The organism is Leptospira wolffii serovar Khorat str. Khorat-H2 (assembly GCF_000306115.2).
GTDB classification, from domain to species: Bacteria; Spirochaetota; Leptospiria; order Leptospirales; family Leptospiraceae; genus Leptospira_B; species Leptospira_B wolffii.
Genome location: NZ_AKWX02000016.1, coordinates 32617 through 47412 on the forward strand (window position 1 = coordinate 32617; position 14796 = coordinate 47412).

Sequence of the window (14796 nt, forward strand, 5' to 3'; positions counted from 1 at the left end):
ATGCCTTAAATAATTCCGGAAAAAAGATGGAATCGCCTCTGGACCGAAAAGAATTTTTGAAGAGGTCCGCTGCAGTTTTTCTAGGACTTGCGGCGAGCGGTAGTTCGTATCGATCCGTATTTGCCCAAACGAAACAAGGAGCTCCTTCCATGCTGAAACGGAAAATTCCTAAAACGGGGGAAGAGATTCCTGCGATAGGATTGGGAACTTGGCAGACTCTGGACGTGGATCCGGATCCTTCTTCTCTCGCTCCATTGCAGGAAGTGATTTCCGAATTTATCCAAAGAGGCGGAAGGGTTTTGGATTCTTCTCCTATGTACGGTAGATCCGAGGAGATCTTCGGACTTTTGTCCCGGAATTTGTCCGAAGAGGATCGTAAAAAATTCTTCTTGGCCACCAAGGTCTGGACTCGGGGAGAAACTTCCGGTAAGTCCCAGATAGAAGCGTCCTTCCGGAAGATGAAGACCGATAAGATAGATCTATTCCAAATCCATAATTTACTCGATACCGAGGTTCATCTCAAGACTTTAAGGACCTTGAGGGACAAAGGTCGGATTCGTTATATCGGGCTAACTCATTTTACCTCCTCCGCTTTCGGAGAGATGGAGAGAATCGCAAATAAGGAAAAGCCGGATTTTTTACAGATCCCGTATTCGGTCATTACTCGAGAGGCGGAGAATCGGATTCTCCCCTTCGCGCAAGAGAACGGAATCGCGGTCCTAATCAATCGCCCTTTCGAAGAAGGGGCGTTGTTCAGAAGGTCTAAAGGTAAGACGGTGCCGGAATATTTTCAACAATGGGATTGCTCGAGCTTTGCTCAGATTTTTCTGAAATATCTGCTCTCTCATCCCGGGGTCACCTGCGTCATTCCCGCTACCGCGAAGATTTCCCATCTGAGAGACAATTTGGGTGCCGGGATAGGAAAGTTTCCGGAAGGCAAGGAAAGGAAAGTTTTCCTAGAAAACCTTTTGGATGCCTTGGATTAATCCTTATTTTGTTTTCCACTTTCCAAGTCATAAGAGTCCGAATACAATAGTTCCGCTTTCGGGAGGCAATCATGTCGCAACAATCTCTTTGGAGAACCCACGCTTTGGCCTGGAAGGCAGCGGGCTCATTCTTCGAATGGAAAAGAAAGAAACTATTCTATAGAACCTCCGGAGAAGGAGAGGCTCTCTTATTATTGCACGGATTTCCCACTTCTTCTTGGGATTGGAAGGATATCTGGGAAGAATTATCACATTCTTATAAATTGTTCGCGTTCGATTATCTGGGCTTCGGATTCTCCGAAAAACCCAAATCAGGAAGGTATTCCATCTTCGAATACGCCGACCAGGCGGAAGACTTCCTACAAGAAATGGGCGTGGAGAAAGTGCATATTCTCGCCCACGACTTGGGAGATACGGTGGCTCAGGAATTGATAGCACGTTATAGGGAAAAACTTTCCGGACAAAGAATAGGCGGTCCAGAATTAGCTTCCGTATTTTTATTAAACGGAGGGATCTTTCCCGAGACACATAAACCTAGAGCTGTGCAGAAATTATTGAACGGTCCTTTCGGTTTTCTCTTTAGTCGTCTGATCAATAAGGCATCGTTTCGTAAGAGTTTTACGGAAATCTTCGGTGCGGCGACAAAGCCCAGTCAGGAAGAATTGGACGGTTTTTGGGAATGCGTCAGTAACGGAGGAGGAAATGCGATTTACCATAAGCTGATCCGTTACATGAGAGAAAGAAAAAGTTTCAGGGATAGATGGGTGGGTTCCATTCTAGACTGTCCCGTTCCTTTCGCGTTCGCAGACGGTCTTGCCGATCCGGTGAGTGGAAAGCATGTTGTGGATCGACTGAGAGAGTTTCGACCCGAGTCAAAGATCTACGAGTTTCACGGTATCGGTCATTATCCGCAAACCGAAGCGCCTGACTCGGTACTTAGAGCATACAAGGACTTTAGAACGAGCGTTTAGTTTCGCTCGTTCCTAGAATTGATAATTTCTAGGTCGGATTCTCTCGGTATTATTTCCTTGAAAAAAGGGTGAAATCTGACAGGCTGTGAAGAAAGCGAAAGATCCTCATGGCTAGAGTTGCGTACAATAATCCGCGTTTCTTCGATTTCGTTTACGACGACTTCCTTTGTGCGGCCGTGGACTCTCATATGGCCGATTCCGGCGTTCTATTCCATTCTCTTACTAGGGAAAGCGTCTGGGAACTCTTCGAAATCACCGGAGTCATATCCGAGTTAAAGAAGAGAGGTTACGATTCTCTTTCTTTGGAGTTATCCGGAAGCGACGATACCTATCAGAAGGTGACACTCTCCTGGCAGAACGAAATTCTAGTCCATCTAAGATTGAGCATCCAGGAATATAGGATCAGTATCAACGATTACTACTTCAAGGAAAAGTATCTGGTCATCAATTGGCTACAGACACGTCATCCGAAACAGAAGGGTAAGGAGTTGACTAGATTATATCCCGGGCAGGACGTTCCTGGGCTCGGGATTTTTCAGGAGATGTCGGATCTGATAGGATTCCTGATTATCTCTTTGAGATTGAACGGGGCCGTGATTCGTCCCGAGTATTTTCACGACGCTGTTCTATTCTCACGCAAGTTCCATTTTTTGGAACCCGAATCCAAGGCGATGTTCTTGGCTCTGAAGAACGCGTTTCCCAAACATTCCATTCGTGCGATCTCCACTCTCTTGCAAAGCGGTAAGATCATGGATGCGAAGAGAGGGATTCTAGAATGGAAACCGATAGAGATGATTCTCTTTTTGGAAAAGACTTTGAATTTCTTCGTATTCAATCGCAAGTTCCAGAAGAAAGTTCAGAAGCTCGCATCTACTTATAAATTGTCCCTATTGGAAGGGGCCGAGGACGAATTAGGACTAAACACTTAGGACTATTTCAAACGTCCGTTACGGAATTATTTTTGCGCGGGATCCGATTTTATTCTCCCGTCATATTTAAGAATAGCGTAGGTTTGGCTATTATCCTTGTTTCCGGAGGATCCTTGGATGGATAAGAGACAGCAAGTTAGGGTAGTCCCTTTCCCAAAACAGCCCGTCCAGTTGCAGTTGATGGGCAACGGTTTCTTAGAAATTCTTTTAGCCCAAGACGTGAGCCAAGGCGGTATGGCGGTTCGGGTTCCGCATAAATTCTCCGGATACGATATCCATTCTTCCGTGGAATTGGTCGTTTCTCTTCCCGGATATAAACCTTTCAAAGCGATGGGTCTTATCAAACACTTAAGCGCTTCCAAAGAAGCCGAAGGAATTTTCGGTCTACAGTTTACGCAAGTGGACGCGAAAGGAAAACAATTCCTAGGCGATTATGTCCGTAAATTGGCTTCTTTGCGCAGAATGGCCGGCTGATTTTTCGCAACGTTCCCATAGCCTAGTCACCGGAATTTCTTTCCCACGTAATCCAAATGTAACGATTCCCATGGATAGATAGAACTATCCTACTATAAAAGGAAAAGGACGACAATGGGATCAGGAACAGTCCAAAAAAAGGAAAAAGTAGAGCGTAAGCTTGAAGTAAGAATAGCGGAGAATCAGTTGGAGATCGAAAGAACTCTAGCTTTGCGTTACGACGTATTTAATTTGGAATTGGGAGAAGGATTGCCTCAATCCGCGGCGACCCGTAAGGACCGCGACGAATACGATTTATTTTGCGATCATTTGATCGTTGTGGATAAGAACCGCGACGATATGATCGTAGGAACTTATCGCATTCTCCGCAGAAGCGTTGCGAAAGCCAATATCGGCTTTTATTCAGACAACGAATTCGACATCACTAAAATCTATGAACTGGAAAGAGAACCTGCGGAAATCGGACGCAGCTGCGTTCATCCCGAATACAGAGACGGATCCGTGATCTCTCTGCTTTGGGCAGGACTGGGGCAGTACATGAAGAAAAATAACATCGGTTATCTTTTCGGATGCGGATCCGTTCACAGCACCGATGCAAACTCCGCTAACGAGGTCTTTGCATTCTTGAAGGAAAAGAGCGCTCTTGCCGACGGAACTTTCGACGTGACTCCTCTCCGCGGATATGAAATGCCCGGTTTCGATCGGAATTATCAACCCGCAGATATAAAAGAAGTCTCCAAGAGAATTCCCGCTTTGATCAAAGGCTATATTCGAGCAGGATCCTTGATCTGCGGAACTCCAGCTTTGGATTCCGTATTCAAGACCACCGATTTCTTTATCATCTTCGATATTAAAGACATCGAAGCTCGATACAGCAAACACTACCTAGAGTAGAAAACATCCTTTGATCTCTCAAACAGGCCTCTAAACGGGGGCCTGTTCGATTTATTTCCCTTCTTTATTTCGATCGGAGCCCAAGGGTTCCCCTTGACCGATTTCTCCCTCGTTATTTTTCTATACTAAACCATCTCTCAAACGCGGTTATTCCGGAGTTTGAGCCGTTCATGAATCAAATCGATTTCCAACATCCCAGTTTTAAAGACCAGATCCGATTCTATTCTTTGGTGATTCTGGCCGGACTTATAATGGCAGTCGGATACTATCTGGGGATTTCCTCCTATTTTCTGGGATGGTTCGCTTTCTGTATTTCCGCGTTTTCCGTCGCGGGAAACGACGCAGTACAGACTGTAGGAACTTTTATAGAAAGTAAGAAAGCAGTGCATTGGTTTCCCAAAATCGCAGCCTTGGGGAGTCTATTGGCCGCCGTTTTCACGTACGCTTGGTTTACCGGAAACGGAGAGGTTCATTTCAATCGTTTGGATCATTTTCCTCCCACTACGGAATTTAATCTGATCCAGTTGATTGCTCCTTTGATTTTAGTGGCGATCACTCGCATGAGGTCTCCGATCTCAACGACCTTTCTTATTCTCGGCCTTTTCGGCGGACAGAATATAGAGAAGATGCTTACGAAATCCTTTTTGGGATATATGATCGCTTTCGGTACCGCATTGCTCGTTTGGGGAATTCTAGTAAAAGTCGATCCTAAGGAATATTACGACGACCATATGCCCGATCCTAGAACGGAAAGAAAATGGGCGATCTTACAATGGTTCTCCACACTTTTTTTGTGGGGCGCTTGGTTGGCCCAAGACGCGGCCAATATAGTCGTATATCTTCCCAGACAATTGAATTTTTGGGAATTGGGATTAGCGGTTTCGGTACTCGTTCTTGCATTAGGAATCATATTATATACCAACGGCGGAACCATTCAGGAAATCGTCACGGAGAAATCCGATATCCAATGGTCCAAAGCCGCGACGATCGTCGACATGGTATATGCATGTATTTTAATATTCTTCCAGAAGATCAGCAATATGCCCATGTCCACCACTTGGGTTTTTTTAGGGATGCTTGCGGGACGGGAAATCGTATTGAATTTTCTCACCTATAGGGACGCGCCTTATCTGGAGACTTTTCGTAAAGTGGGTAAGGACGTTTTTCTAGCTTCCTTGGGAATCGCAGTCAGTATCCTGATTTTTCTTTTAGCCTCCCAGATTTATCCGGAAAAGACTTCCTTTCTTCCCCGGTTTTTCCAATAGGGATCGGACTTTATTCGAAAGGGAATAAAACCCGACTTCCTTCTGTCTCGAATCTTCAAAAAGCATATATATAAGTTGATTGGAGAAAATTCCGACAACTTCATGTAGGAACTATCTTCACTGGATTTAGAATGTACCGAAATTTTAGAATTTTTATCGTATTCTCCTTACTCTTGGTCGTCGGCTTTGCGAATTCTTTCGCGCAAGCTCCGGTAAAAAAGAACGATTCGAAGTCCGACTCTCCTTACGTCCAAATCGATGGAAAGAAATTCACCCTTTCCGATGTGGAAAAAGAAATGAGTAGGGAATACAAGCAGTTAGTCCAAGAGACACAAGAGCGTTTATTTCGCTTACTCCTCGATTTAGGCGTGCAAAAATTAATGCGTATGGAAGCTAAAGAAAGAAACGTTTCCCTCCAGGAGTATTACGGTCAGATCGACAAGAGCGTGTCTCCACCTACGACCGAAGAATTGCAATCCCTGTATGCTGGGCTAAAGCAAGGCGGACAATTGAGCGAAAGCTTCGAAGATGTTCGGACGCAACTCGGCGATTACATTCTTTCCGAAAAAAAGGAAGAAGCCAAACAAAAGGAAATCGAAAGACTAAAGAAGAAGTTTCGATTCGTTTCTAGTAGGGAGGATCGATCCGTTTCGGAAGTGAATATCCAGGGAGAACCTTTCAGAGGAAAGGCCGATGCGCAGATTACGATAGTCGAATTCTCCGACTTCGAATGTCCTTTTTGTAGAAGATCCCAGGCAACCGCACGACAGTTAAGGGCCAAATACGGAGATCGTATCAAATGGGTTTTTAAGGACTTTCCGTTGAGCTTTCACCAAAGAGCGATGGATGCACACATTTCCGCAAACTGTGTACATAAACAGAGTAAGGAAAAATACTGGGCCTATTTCGATATTCTATTCACCGAGAATCGGACCTCGGATATTCTCACTCCCGATTGGCTGGATGCAAGGGTGAAAGAATTGGATTTGGATCTATCGAAATACAAGGCCTGCGTTGCGGACGATGCGATTCGAAAGGAAATCGAAGAAGACATGGCCGAAGGAGTTCGCTTGGGAATCGAAGGAACTCCTACGTTTTATATCAACGGTCGCAAATTGGTCGGATCCATGCCGATCGAATCTTTCGAAGAACTCTTGGAATCGATCCGATAAAACCCCGACTCGAATATTCGATATCAGGCTAAATCGAATTCGGAGAGATCGATTTCTTTCGTCCGTCGGCTATATTCGTAAGTGTGGCCCGGCCAGTTATTGGTATTCTTGCCCGCCTCGTTGGTATACCAATTCGTGCATCCCGTATCCCAAACGAATTTACCGAATCTGACATTTAGTTTTTCGTTATATTTCTTCATTGCCTGGGGCTTCGGAGACAAGGCTCGGAATCCTTTTTCGGCCATCGTGTTTAGTGCGGATAGAATGTATCTGACCTGGGACTCTATCATGTATACGATTGAATTATGACCCAGGTTCGTATTCGGGCCGTATAACATGAAAAAGTTCGGAAAGCCTGCAACCGAAAGTCCTAGATAAGCTTCCGCCCCGTTTTTCCAGACTTCGTTCAGATTCCTATCGTCCTGTCCTTTGATTTCCATGGGAGATAGGAATTCCGTGGCCTTAAATCCGGTTCCGAACACCATCGCATCGAAAGAATGTAATACTCCGTCCTTGGTTTTGATTCCCTCCGGAACCACTTCCTCTATCGAATCGGAAATTACCGTAACATTCGGTTTCGCTAATGCTTCGTAGTAATCGTTGGATAGAAGGATACGTTTGCAGCCTACGGGATAATCAGGAGTCAGGATCGTTCTGACCTTCGGATCCTTAATGAACTTTCTCATATGAGAAGTCGCCATCCATTTCACGATCCAATTCGCGGGATTGTTTTTTTGGAATGCCATGAGTCGGATCTCGTTCCAAATGTAGATTTGAAATCTGTGTAAAAGCCTATACCCGGGAAGATATTTGAAGAGTACCTTTTCTAGGCCTAAATACTTTCTATCCGGTTTGGAAACGACCCAGGGGGCCGTTCTTTGGAATACGGTGACTTTCGCACCTGTGTTTGCGATTTGGGGAATGAATTGTATAGCGCTTGCACCGGTTCCGATGACGGCCACTTTCTTTCCTGAGAAATCGTAGCTCGAATCCCAAGCGGCGGAGTGGAATAGCTTTCCGGAGAATCGATCTAGCCCCTTCAATTTTGGAAAAGCGGGGCGATTCAATTGCCCTACGGCAGAGATAAGAATATTGTACTCCGCCGTTTCTCCTTGGGAGATATGAATTTTCCAGACTCCCTTGTCCGAATCCCATTCCGCACTTTTGATTTCTTTTCCGAATTTGATTTTGGGGACCAGATCGTATTTAACGGCGCATCTTTCCAGATAAGCGAGAATCTCGGGCTGAGGGGAATATTTTCTAGGCCAGTCGGAGTAAGGTTCGAAGGAAAAAGAGTATAAGTGGGACGGAACGTCGCATGCCGATCCGGGATATGAGTTTTCTCTCCAGGTTCCTCCTACGGAATTCGATTTTTCGAAAATCGTAAAGTTTTCGAAACCGTTCTTTTTCAATTGGATGGCCGCACACAACCCTCCGAATCCGGTTCCGATGATTGCTACAGATAATTCCGATTTCTTCATATTCTTAAACCCTTTGGGATCTTTTATTTGCGACGAATCATATGATGAACTATTGTTCATTTTGTTTGATGCGTCATACGGATAAGTTAGGGGTATGCTTGTTATGAAAGTATTTTGGGCAAGCCGATTTTTTACACGGTTTTGAACCGGAACCATTAATATTTATCATGAAAAGCCGACAGAAACGTTATGAAAAAGATAGGAATCCTTTTACTATTCGTTCTTTTGATCGGAGTTCCTCGATTGTATTCTAAGAACGATCCGACGGATCCGAATCTAAGTAACAAAGAAAGGGACGATATCATACGGAATCAGGAGAATAAATGGGACTTCAAGCCTGCCCATGAATCTTCCTCCGTTTCAAAGGATGCGCTTCCTAAAATCCATAGTTCTATCCGATCCACGGGGCAAACCGCTTATCTAACATTGGGTCCCTTGGAGGTCTATATTCCTTCCGGCGCTTTCGATGGATTCGGAGAGGTGAAAATCGAAACGATCGCCCTTACTAAACATTCGGATTTTATTTTCGCAGGAATTCCAATGGAAATCCAAGGTAAAGAACCTATCATTTTGGAATCCGTGGGAATGTTTCGGATTGCGTTCTTGGATTCCAACGGCCGTTCTTTACGGCCCCAAAAGGAGATCTCTGTCGGGATGAACCCTTTGGATAAGACGGATAACGCAAGAGTTTACAAGCTGACGGGAGATGTCTGGAAAGAAACTTCTAAATTGCAAAAGTCGCAAAGAAACGACTGCGAAATAGAATGTGCCGGGTATATAATCTATTCTTCCATTCAATCCGAAGGCTGGTGGAATTTTGATAAACCGCATAAGGAATTTACATGCTTGAAAGGAACTGTGGACGTTCCAGTCGGATCCGGCATATCTATCTCCTCTGCGGGAGTGGATTATTACGGTATGAGTTATGCCCATGTTCGATCGGACGGAAGTTTTGAAATCAACGTTCTGAAGAATCGTAAAGTAAAAGTATTCACGACGAATTTAAACCCGGGAAGTAAAAGTAAATTCTCAAAAGGATATTTAGGATATCTTCCCACATTGCAGACTCAAGACAAGGTTGCATTCGCTACGAATGATCCGAAGAAATGCCAGGATATCGGGAAGATCCAAGTTCGTTCCGTATCTTCTTCTCTAATGGAGGACCGGGCGGCTTTTCTCAAAGCCATTGATATGCCCGATAGATGAATCCTAAGGTATGGGAATCGTGATACTTACGATTGCAATTTTCTTATCTTGGAATTCAAGATTGAGGCCGGCTCCGAAGATTTTCAGTAAAGCGCTATGGATCTTTAAACCTTGTCCCGTGGATTCGCCCTCGGAATTCGGACGGACATCATTCTTAATTTCGATTCTTAAACCGCTTTTTTGAAAAAAGGAAATCGAGATCGCTTCTTTGGAGCTCGAGGAAAACTTGACTGCGTTCCGCAAGGCTTCTCTAAAAGAATAATATACCGCTTCTTGTAAATCGGGAGGGAGCTTATCCGCTAATTCAGGAAAACCCGGTTCTATATTCAGGATTATATTCTCTTTGGAAAAATCGGAATCCAATAGATTTTGAAATACCGGAATCATACCAATACGAGCTAGTTCGGATCGGATATCGGGCAATTCTCTTAAGAATCCCGAAATCTTTCCGTGCAGTTCCGTTAAGCTTCGAAGATGTTCCTTTATTTTTTCCCGGCTGCTATTCTCGTTTAGGTTTAAAATTCCGGAATGTAATTCCGGAAGGATTTCGTCGTGCAGAATCTGTCTAGTCTTGTGATCCGAGATCCTTTGTTCACGGATATGTTTTCGCTGCAATTCGGAGAGAGTCTGGTTCGTTTCCAGTTGGAAGATTCCGTTCAGAATCCAAACCGTGGCTGTTTTGGCTAATTCGATTTCCTCTTCCGCATATAATCCACCGTCCAGCTTCGGACCTAAAAATAAGGTACCTTTGATTCCGTTCGTTTCTTCGATAGCGACGGCAATGGAATACTCGAAAGAATCTTCTCCGCTCATATAGAAAATACTTCGTTCCGGATCGAATATTCTATGCTGGAGTTTCGGTTCGTAGGTTTCTTCGACGTTCGGATAGGAAAGAGTTATTTTCGATAAGAACGGACCGGAAGTTTCGGAGATTAAAAGTGATTTAGAGGAATTTAATATTCTTTGGCAGACGAAATCGAATTTCTCCTCGAAAACCGTACGGTTTTCCGGGAGGGATTCGAAGAATAATATGGACTGTAAGCTTTCGTTTCTTCGGAAATTGGAGAGTTTGGACTGCCTGAGTGCAAACATTCTGGAAAGCAAAAAGGAATAATTGGAGGCGAGCAGGATTTCCGCGACGCGGAATCCTAAAAGCGAAAAGACTATATAGATTACGGAGACGGATCCCGCTAGTAGTAGGACGATTCTCCATTCTTTTTTTAGGCCGATTTGGGGAAGGATTCGGCCCGTTAAAAATTCGTAGGAAACCAGAGTTTGTCCGAGAAGTAGAATCGCTATAGTCACTAGTATTTCTATTAGAATTAAATAAACGTATAACGGATTAGGGTTCGATAAGGATAATACGACCGGATCCTGTGCGATTCCCAGGGGCTCTCCTAAAAACAGGAGAGATACGCATCCGATGACTGCGAGGAGTAGAAAACAAACCGCTTTTAGATAAGGCACGGATCTATATCTTGCGATTTCCGTGAATACGCGGGAAGTTACTTTGAAATTCAGTAATCCGACTAAGGATAAAATTACGCAGAGAAAAACATAGATTATGTAGGACGATCGAAAAGAGATCGGTATGGAAATCCAGAAATCGTAGATGGAAACTTCCCATCCGTAATACGAACCTTTTAGGAATATCAATATGCCGGCGAAAATCTGCGAGATTCCTAATATATATGTAAGAACTTTATAAAATGTACGCCCTTGCATGAGTCCTAGAAACCAAACAATAATGAAATACCATCCGTATGGAATAAGGATAAGTAAGAATATCGCGGGATAAAAGAGTCTAAACGGAAGCCGTGAGATAGATAGCAGATTTTCCTGACCGATCCAAGAGAAGAATGCGAACAGTAAGGAGGTCAGAGCTAGCACTCCGATGCTGAAGTAAGCGTATAGATTTTTCTTCTCCAGGTTGATGACCGTGGTGGAGGCTAACCATAAAAGTATCCCGGAAAGAAATAGGAATAGGGAACAAATAAACGGTTCAGGTGACAAGATTCGATTTCCAAGGAGTCCATTCGCCGGACGAATTTCTGTAAAAGACTTTTCCATCTTCTTCCCATTGGAGAAATCGATCGGAGATTACGATGAGAGTTGCACGCGTTCTTGCGACTTTTTCGTCCGCACTGGTTTCGTTCAAATCCCAAGCGGCATAGATCTGGCCGTTGATTCTGCTTACGGTTCTTTTGTCTTTGAATCCCAATTTTGCCGCAATTTGTTCGTTACTCATTCCTTGGGAAAGCATCTCGGCTACGATTCTTTCGTTCGGTTCCAGTATGGACAATGGGGAGTTTTCGTCCTTTTCTCTCACTTCCGATACCCTGGATTCTATCTCCGGATCTATGAAACTTTTTCCGTCGGACGCCAAGAGTAGAAGAGGCCTGACCATGGAAGGAAGAAGGTAATTGGATTTGCGGACATATGCATAATGACTAAGAATGCCCGATCTTCGGAAGCTTCTGAAATATTCGTCGCTGTCTTGTATGGAATAAATGACCACCGGCTTTCGGGGAAATTCCTTTCGAATATTGACGATCGTATCGATTCCATTCCATCGACCTTCCAATTTGACATCCAAGAGTAACGCATCCACATCTTCCCGCAGACAATATTCGTAAGCTTCTTCGCCGCTACCGCAATCGCTCACGATATTTAGATCCGAAAACTCCTTTAGACCCGAGATCATGGCCCGTCTTAATTTTGCATTATCTTCCACGACAAGAATTTTGAGAGGATGCTCGGACATATCGATTCTCCGAATCGTACGACTTTCGTATGCTCACGGTCAAGCACTTGAGTGCGTAAGAGAACGCACATAGGGGGTGGAGAGCTTATGAATTTTTGCATAGAATGCGAGTATGAAACATATCGTAAGAAAGAAGCCGAAATTCGGTTGGAAGAAGTGGGCGGAACATTTCCGAAAAAACGCCGAGAGACCTTTACCTGAGATACACGAGCAAGTTATCGGCTTCATTCCTCAGAAGAGGCTTCCGGTCGCCCGTTCTCTTGCCGTCTTCCGACTGGGAGAATCGGGAGAGGGGAGAATAGCGAAAGATATCGATCGAGTCCGTATCTACGGAGTCGACGAGGATTATAGGGAGGCTCTAAAGCTTTTCGTAAAAGAAGAAGGAAGACACGCTAGAATTTTAGGAGAATGTGTTCGGGCTCTCAGAGGAGAATATATCGACTCCAATTGGACGGAGAAGCTTTTTCACTTCGGAAGGAGACTCTTGGGGATCCGGATGAAACTACTCGTGCTATTAGTAGCCGAAGTGGTGGGAATCTGCTTTTATAAGAAGATCGCGGAAAAGATTCCTTATGGATCCGTAAAATGGGCTCTCCAACATATCGCGGAAGACGAGGAGAAGCATCTAGTTTTTCACAGTAGATTCTTTCGTATTCGACTTCGAAACCATTTGAGTCGGCTGGTATTCAGGATTTGCTGGAGAGTTCTTTCTATTGCCGCTTGTGTCTCGGTGCTTTTGGATCATAGAAAGACTTTCCGGGCCTTGGGAATCTCCCATTCCGATTCTATCCGGAAATTCAAGGAAATCGTTCTTTCGACCGAGAAAGCCATCTTGAGAACGGTCTTGAGTTAGGGAAATCCGTATGAGAATCGTGCTGGTTTTTCAAAGAAGGATCCACGGATTTAGAGCAGTCTCTTCTGAGAAAGCTCGGTATTTGCAGGAGAACCTCTTGAGAAAGAAGTTATCTGAGTATCTAAAAGAAAGCGGAATCCGGGTAGAATCTATTGTGGAGAAAACAATCCTTTCCACCAAAAAGGTAGAGATGTTTCTGGGGTTTGTTCCGGAAGATTCCACTTTTGGTGACGGGAAGCTTGCGGAAGATTTCGTTGAAACAGGCAAGTATCTGAAGGTCGGTCGGAGGGCCTATGCAAACCATCTTGAAGACTTCAAAAGAATAAACGCTTACATGAAATGTAATAATATCCGGACGGACGGGACAATCGTTAAGTGGAAAGATTCGAGAAGAATGGGACGAATCTATTTCAGAATCTCTAATTGATTGTACTAGAATATTCTGAAATTAGAAATTAGGTCCGCGCCACGGATCGTAGCGGAAATCCCGCGGAGCGGATTGGAGCGGAGAGCCGGGTGCTAGCCGTAACGGCTAGCAGGCGCCCCTAATATTATTTCCAGCCGAAGGAACCGGATTTGTCGAATTTAAAAGGAATAGGACCGGTGCCGATTTCCGGAGCTTCCGTCGTCGCTTTTCCGACTAAACGGAAGGCAGCCGATTTTTTGGTGACCGCGTTTGCGATTCCTTGGGTTACGGATCCTAACGGAAAGGATGTGCGGATACTTAAAACGGATTCCTGTCCTTTGTTCTCTATCTTAGTGGGCTGGCCCGTTAGGAATTTTTCCTTTTCCAAAGAAAGTTCGAACTCGAATTCGGAGAATTGAAGACGAGAGCTCGCTCTATTTTTCAGAATGATATCGAATTCGGTATCCACCTTTAGATCCAAAGCGGACAATCCGGCGGCGACCGCGGAGCCAGGGCTTTTTTTCTGAGAACCGAGCAGCGAGTCCAGGAAGCTTGTCGCCTTCTTGGCCAGGTCTTCGGTTCCGGCGGAACTTAGAATGGTAGAAGGATCCGGTTTTATAATTCTGAAATTCCGAATTTCAATGTCGGGAAGAACAGCCGGAATTTGACGTTCTTCTTCAAAAGGAAAATCTAATGCGTCTCTTCCCGCTACGGACTTGTATTTTTCGGGAATCGGAAGAGAAACGGTTCCTTGCACTTTTACCATTAGATCCGTCTTACCGGGAACTTTTTTGTATAATTCAGCCAAGTCGTTATAAGAGAAAACGAGATCCACAGGAACCGCTTTGTTGGAGTTCCCACCTACGGAAGGAATCTTGGTCTTGGCTTTTGTGAATTGCTGGCCTTCGATCAGAATGTTCGTGTCTAGATTGGTGGCGGGTAGCGGGACAGGATACGGATTCTTGACTTTGGAATCCACTTTTAGACGGATCTCGTTCAGATTGATCTCGGCTATGGAGACTTTTTCGAGAATAAACGAAGGCTTGTCGATTTCCTCGATCTTTTCCTTCACTTTCTTGAGATCCACCTTTTGTAATTGGGCGCAACCCGCTGCCAGGATCCAAAATGCGGTCAATATTATCGTAATAGAAGAAGGGCGAAATCCGCTCATAATAGCCTCCAAAAAGCCGAAGGAAACCTTATCCTTTTTCGTTCTTTAAAGAAAAGTAAGTTTTGGAGTTCCTACAAAAAAAGAATAGAATATAGAACGGTACATTCGGATTCGTCTAATCGATTATACATTACATTAATTTAAAATTTCCTATAATTCCTCGGTTAGAGATAGGAAAAAATCGGGTATAGGACCTAGAATTAATGAGGCGGAATAGAAGCTCC

The 14796-nt window shown here is 44.4% G+C and carries 13 protein-coding genes and 1 pseudogene; 10 read left to right on the top strand and 4 right to left on the bottom strand.

What is annotated here, in order from left to right:
* Nucleotides 1-26: 26 nt before the first annotated feature.
* The 7 genes from LEP1GSC061_RS12735 (at nt 27) to LEP1GSC061_RS12765 (ending at nt 6691) form a co-directional block, all read left to right on the top strand.
* Nucleotides 27-986, top strand: coding sequence for an aldo/keto reductase (locus LEP1GSC061_RS12735; RefSeq protein ID WP_016545934.1), 960 nt, complete (start codon nt 27-29; stop codon nt 984-986).
* Nucleotides 987-1057: 71 nt separating this feature from the next.
* On the top strand, nt 1058-1957 hold the full coding sequence (locus LEP1GSC061_RS12740; protein WP_016545851.1) for an alpha/beta fold hydrolase: 900 nt from the start codon (nt 1058-1060) through the stop codon (nt 1955-1957).
* A 107-nt stretch (nt 1958-2064) separates the two neighbouring features.
* On the top strand, nt 2065-2886 hold the full coding sequence (locus tag LEP1GSC061_RS12745; RefSeq protein ID WP_016545920.1) for a hypothetical protein: 822 nt from the start codon (nt 2065-2067) through the stop codon (nt 2884-2886).
* A gap of 117 nt (nt 2887-3003) precedes the next feature.
* Entirely contained in the window at nt 3004-3360 is a 357-nt protein-coding gene (locus LEP1GSC061_RS12750; protein WP_040508743.1) for a PilZ domain-containing protein, read from the top strand.
* A gap of 114 nt (nt 3361-3474) precedes the next feature.
* The gene (locus LEP1GSC061_RS12755; protein ID WP_016545905.1) at nt 3475-4254 is read left to right on the top strand and encodes a GNAT family N-acetyltransferase; all 780 of its coding nucleotides are present in this window, start codon (nt 3475-3477) and stop codon (nt 4252-4254) included.
* Nucleotides 4255-4424: 170 nt separating this feature from the next.
* Nucleotides 4425-5519: a hypothetical protein gene (locus LEP1GSC061_RS12760; protein ID WP_016545917.1), complete on the top strand. Its 1095-nt coding sequence runs from the start codon at nt 4425-4427 to the stop codon at nt 5517-5519.
* A gap of 131 nt (nt 5520-5650) precedes the next feature.
* Entirely contained in the window at nt 5651-6691 is a 1041-nt protein-coding gene (locus tag LEP1GSC061_RS12765; protein ID WP_016545893.1) for a DsbA family protein, read from the top strand.
* A gap of 23 nt (nt 6692-6714) precedes the next feature.
* Here LEP1GSC061_RS12765 and LEP1GSC061_RS12770 read toward each other — a convergent pair whose 3' ends face one another.
* On the bottom strand, nt 6715-8172 hold the full coding sequence (locus tag LEP1GSC061_RS12770) for a flavin-containing monooxygenase (RefSeq protein WP_016545876.1): 1458 nt from the start codon (nt 8170-8172) through the stop codon (nt 6715-6717).
* Nucleotides 8173-8361: 189 nt separating this feature from the next.
* Between LEP1GSC061_RS12770 and LEP1GSC061_RS12775 the strand changes: the two genes are divergently transcribed.
* Nucleotides 8362-9378 (top strand): hypothetical protein, encoded by a 1017-nt coding sequence (locus LEP1GSC061_RS12775; RefSeq protein ID WP_016545884.1) that lies wholly within the window; start codon nt 8362-8364, stop codon nt 9376-9378.
* Between the two features lie 3 nt (nt 9379-9381).
* Here the strand turns inward: LEP1GSC061_RS12775 and LEP1GSC061_RS12780 are convergent, their stop codons facing one another.
* Entirely contained in the window at nt 9382-11391 is a 2010-nt protein-coding gene (locus tag LEP1GSC061_RS12780) for a sensor histidine kinase (protein WP_016545900.1), read from the bottom strand.
* Nucleotides 11381-12142 carry a response regulator transcription factor gene (locus tag LEP1GSC061_RS12785; RefSeq protein ID WP_016545927.1) on the bottom strand — a complete coding sequence of 254 codons (762 nt, stop codon included), beginning with the start codon at nt 12140-12142 and terminating at the stop codon, nt 11381-11383. Before LEP1GSC061_RS12785 ends, LEP1GSC061_RS12780 begins: the two co-directional genes overlap by 11 nt.
* A 130-nt stretch (nt 12143-12272) precedes the next feature.
* On the opposite strand from LEP1GSC061_RS12785, the pseudogene LEP1GSC061_RS12790 reads away from it, so the two are divergent.
* A pseudogene (locus tag LEP1GSC061_RS12790) lies at nt 12273-12995 on the top strand (hypothetical protein); the annotation flags it as partial.
* Nucleotides 12996-13005: 10 nt separating this feature from the next.
* Nucleotides 13006-13422 carry a hypothetical protein gene (locus LEP1GSC061_RS12795; protein WP_016545865.1) on the top strand — a complete coding sequence of 139 codons (417 nt, stop codon included), beginning with the start codon at nt 13006-13008 and terminating at the stop codon, nt 13420-13422.
* A 124-nt stretch (nt 13423-13546) separates the two neighbouring features.
* Here LEP1GSC061_RS12795 and LEP1GSC061_RS12800 read toward each other — a convergent pair whose 3' ends face one another.
* The gene (locus LEP1GSC061_RS12800) at nt 13547-14572 is read right to left on the bottom strand and encodes an LEA type 2 family protein (protein ID WP_016545908.1); all 1026 of its coding nucleotides are present in this window, start codon (nt 14570-14572) and stop codon (nt 13547-13549) included.
* Nucleotides 14573-14796 lie beyond the last annotated feature (224 nt).

Coding starts and splice junctions, on each gene's coding strand:
- LEP1GSC061_RS12735 (WP_016545934.1), top strand. CDS start 27: ATGGAATCGCCTCTGGACCGAAAAGAATTTTTGAAGAGGTCCGCTGCA.
- LEP1GSC061_RS12740 (WP_016545851.1), top strand. CDS start 1,058: ATGTCGCAACAATCTCTTTGGAGAACCCACGCTTTGGCCTGGAAGGCA.
- LEP1GSC061_RS12745 (WP_016545920.1), top strand. CDS start 2,065: ATGGCTAGAGTTGCGTACAATAATCCGCGTTTCTTCGATTTCGTTTAC.
- LEP1GSC061_RS12750 (WP_040508743.1), top strand. CDS start 3,004: ATGGATAAGAGACAGCAAGTTAGGGTAGTCCCTTTCCCAAAACAGCCC.
- LEP1GSC061_RS12755 (WP_016545905.1), top strand. CDS start 3,475: ATGGGATCAGGAACAGTCCAAAAAAAGGAAAAAGTAGAGCGTAAGCTT.
- LEP1GSC061_RS12760 (WP_016545917.1), top strand. CDS start 4,425: ATGAATCAAATCGATTTCCAACATCCCAGTTTTAAAGACCAGATCCGA.
- LEP1GSC061_RS12765 (WP_016545893.1), top strand. CDS start 5,651: ATGTACCGAAATTTTAGAATTTTTATCGTATTCTCCTTACTCTTGGTC.
- LEP1GSC061_RS12770 (WP_016545876.1), bottom strand. CDS start 8,172: ATGAAGAAATCGGAATTATCTGTAGCAATCATCGGAACCGGATTCGGA.
- LEP1GSC061_RS12775 (WP_016545884.1), top strand. CDS start 8,362: ATGAAAAAGATAGGAATCCTTTTACTATTCGTTCTTTTGATCGGAGTT.
- LEP1GSC061_RS12785 (WP_016545927.1), bottom strand. CDS start 12,142: ATGTCCGAGCATCCTCTCAAAATTCTTGTCGTGGAAGATAATGCAAAA.
- LEP1GSC061_RS12795 (WP_016545865.1), top strand. CDS start 13,006: ATGAGAATCGTGCTGGTTTTTCAAAGAAGGATCCACGGATTTAGAGCA.
- LEP1GSC061_RS12800 (WP_016545908.1), bottom strand. CDS start 14,572: ATGAGCGGATTTCGCCCTTCTTCTATTACGATAATATTGACCGCATTT.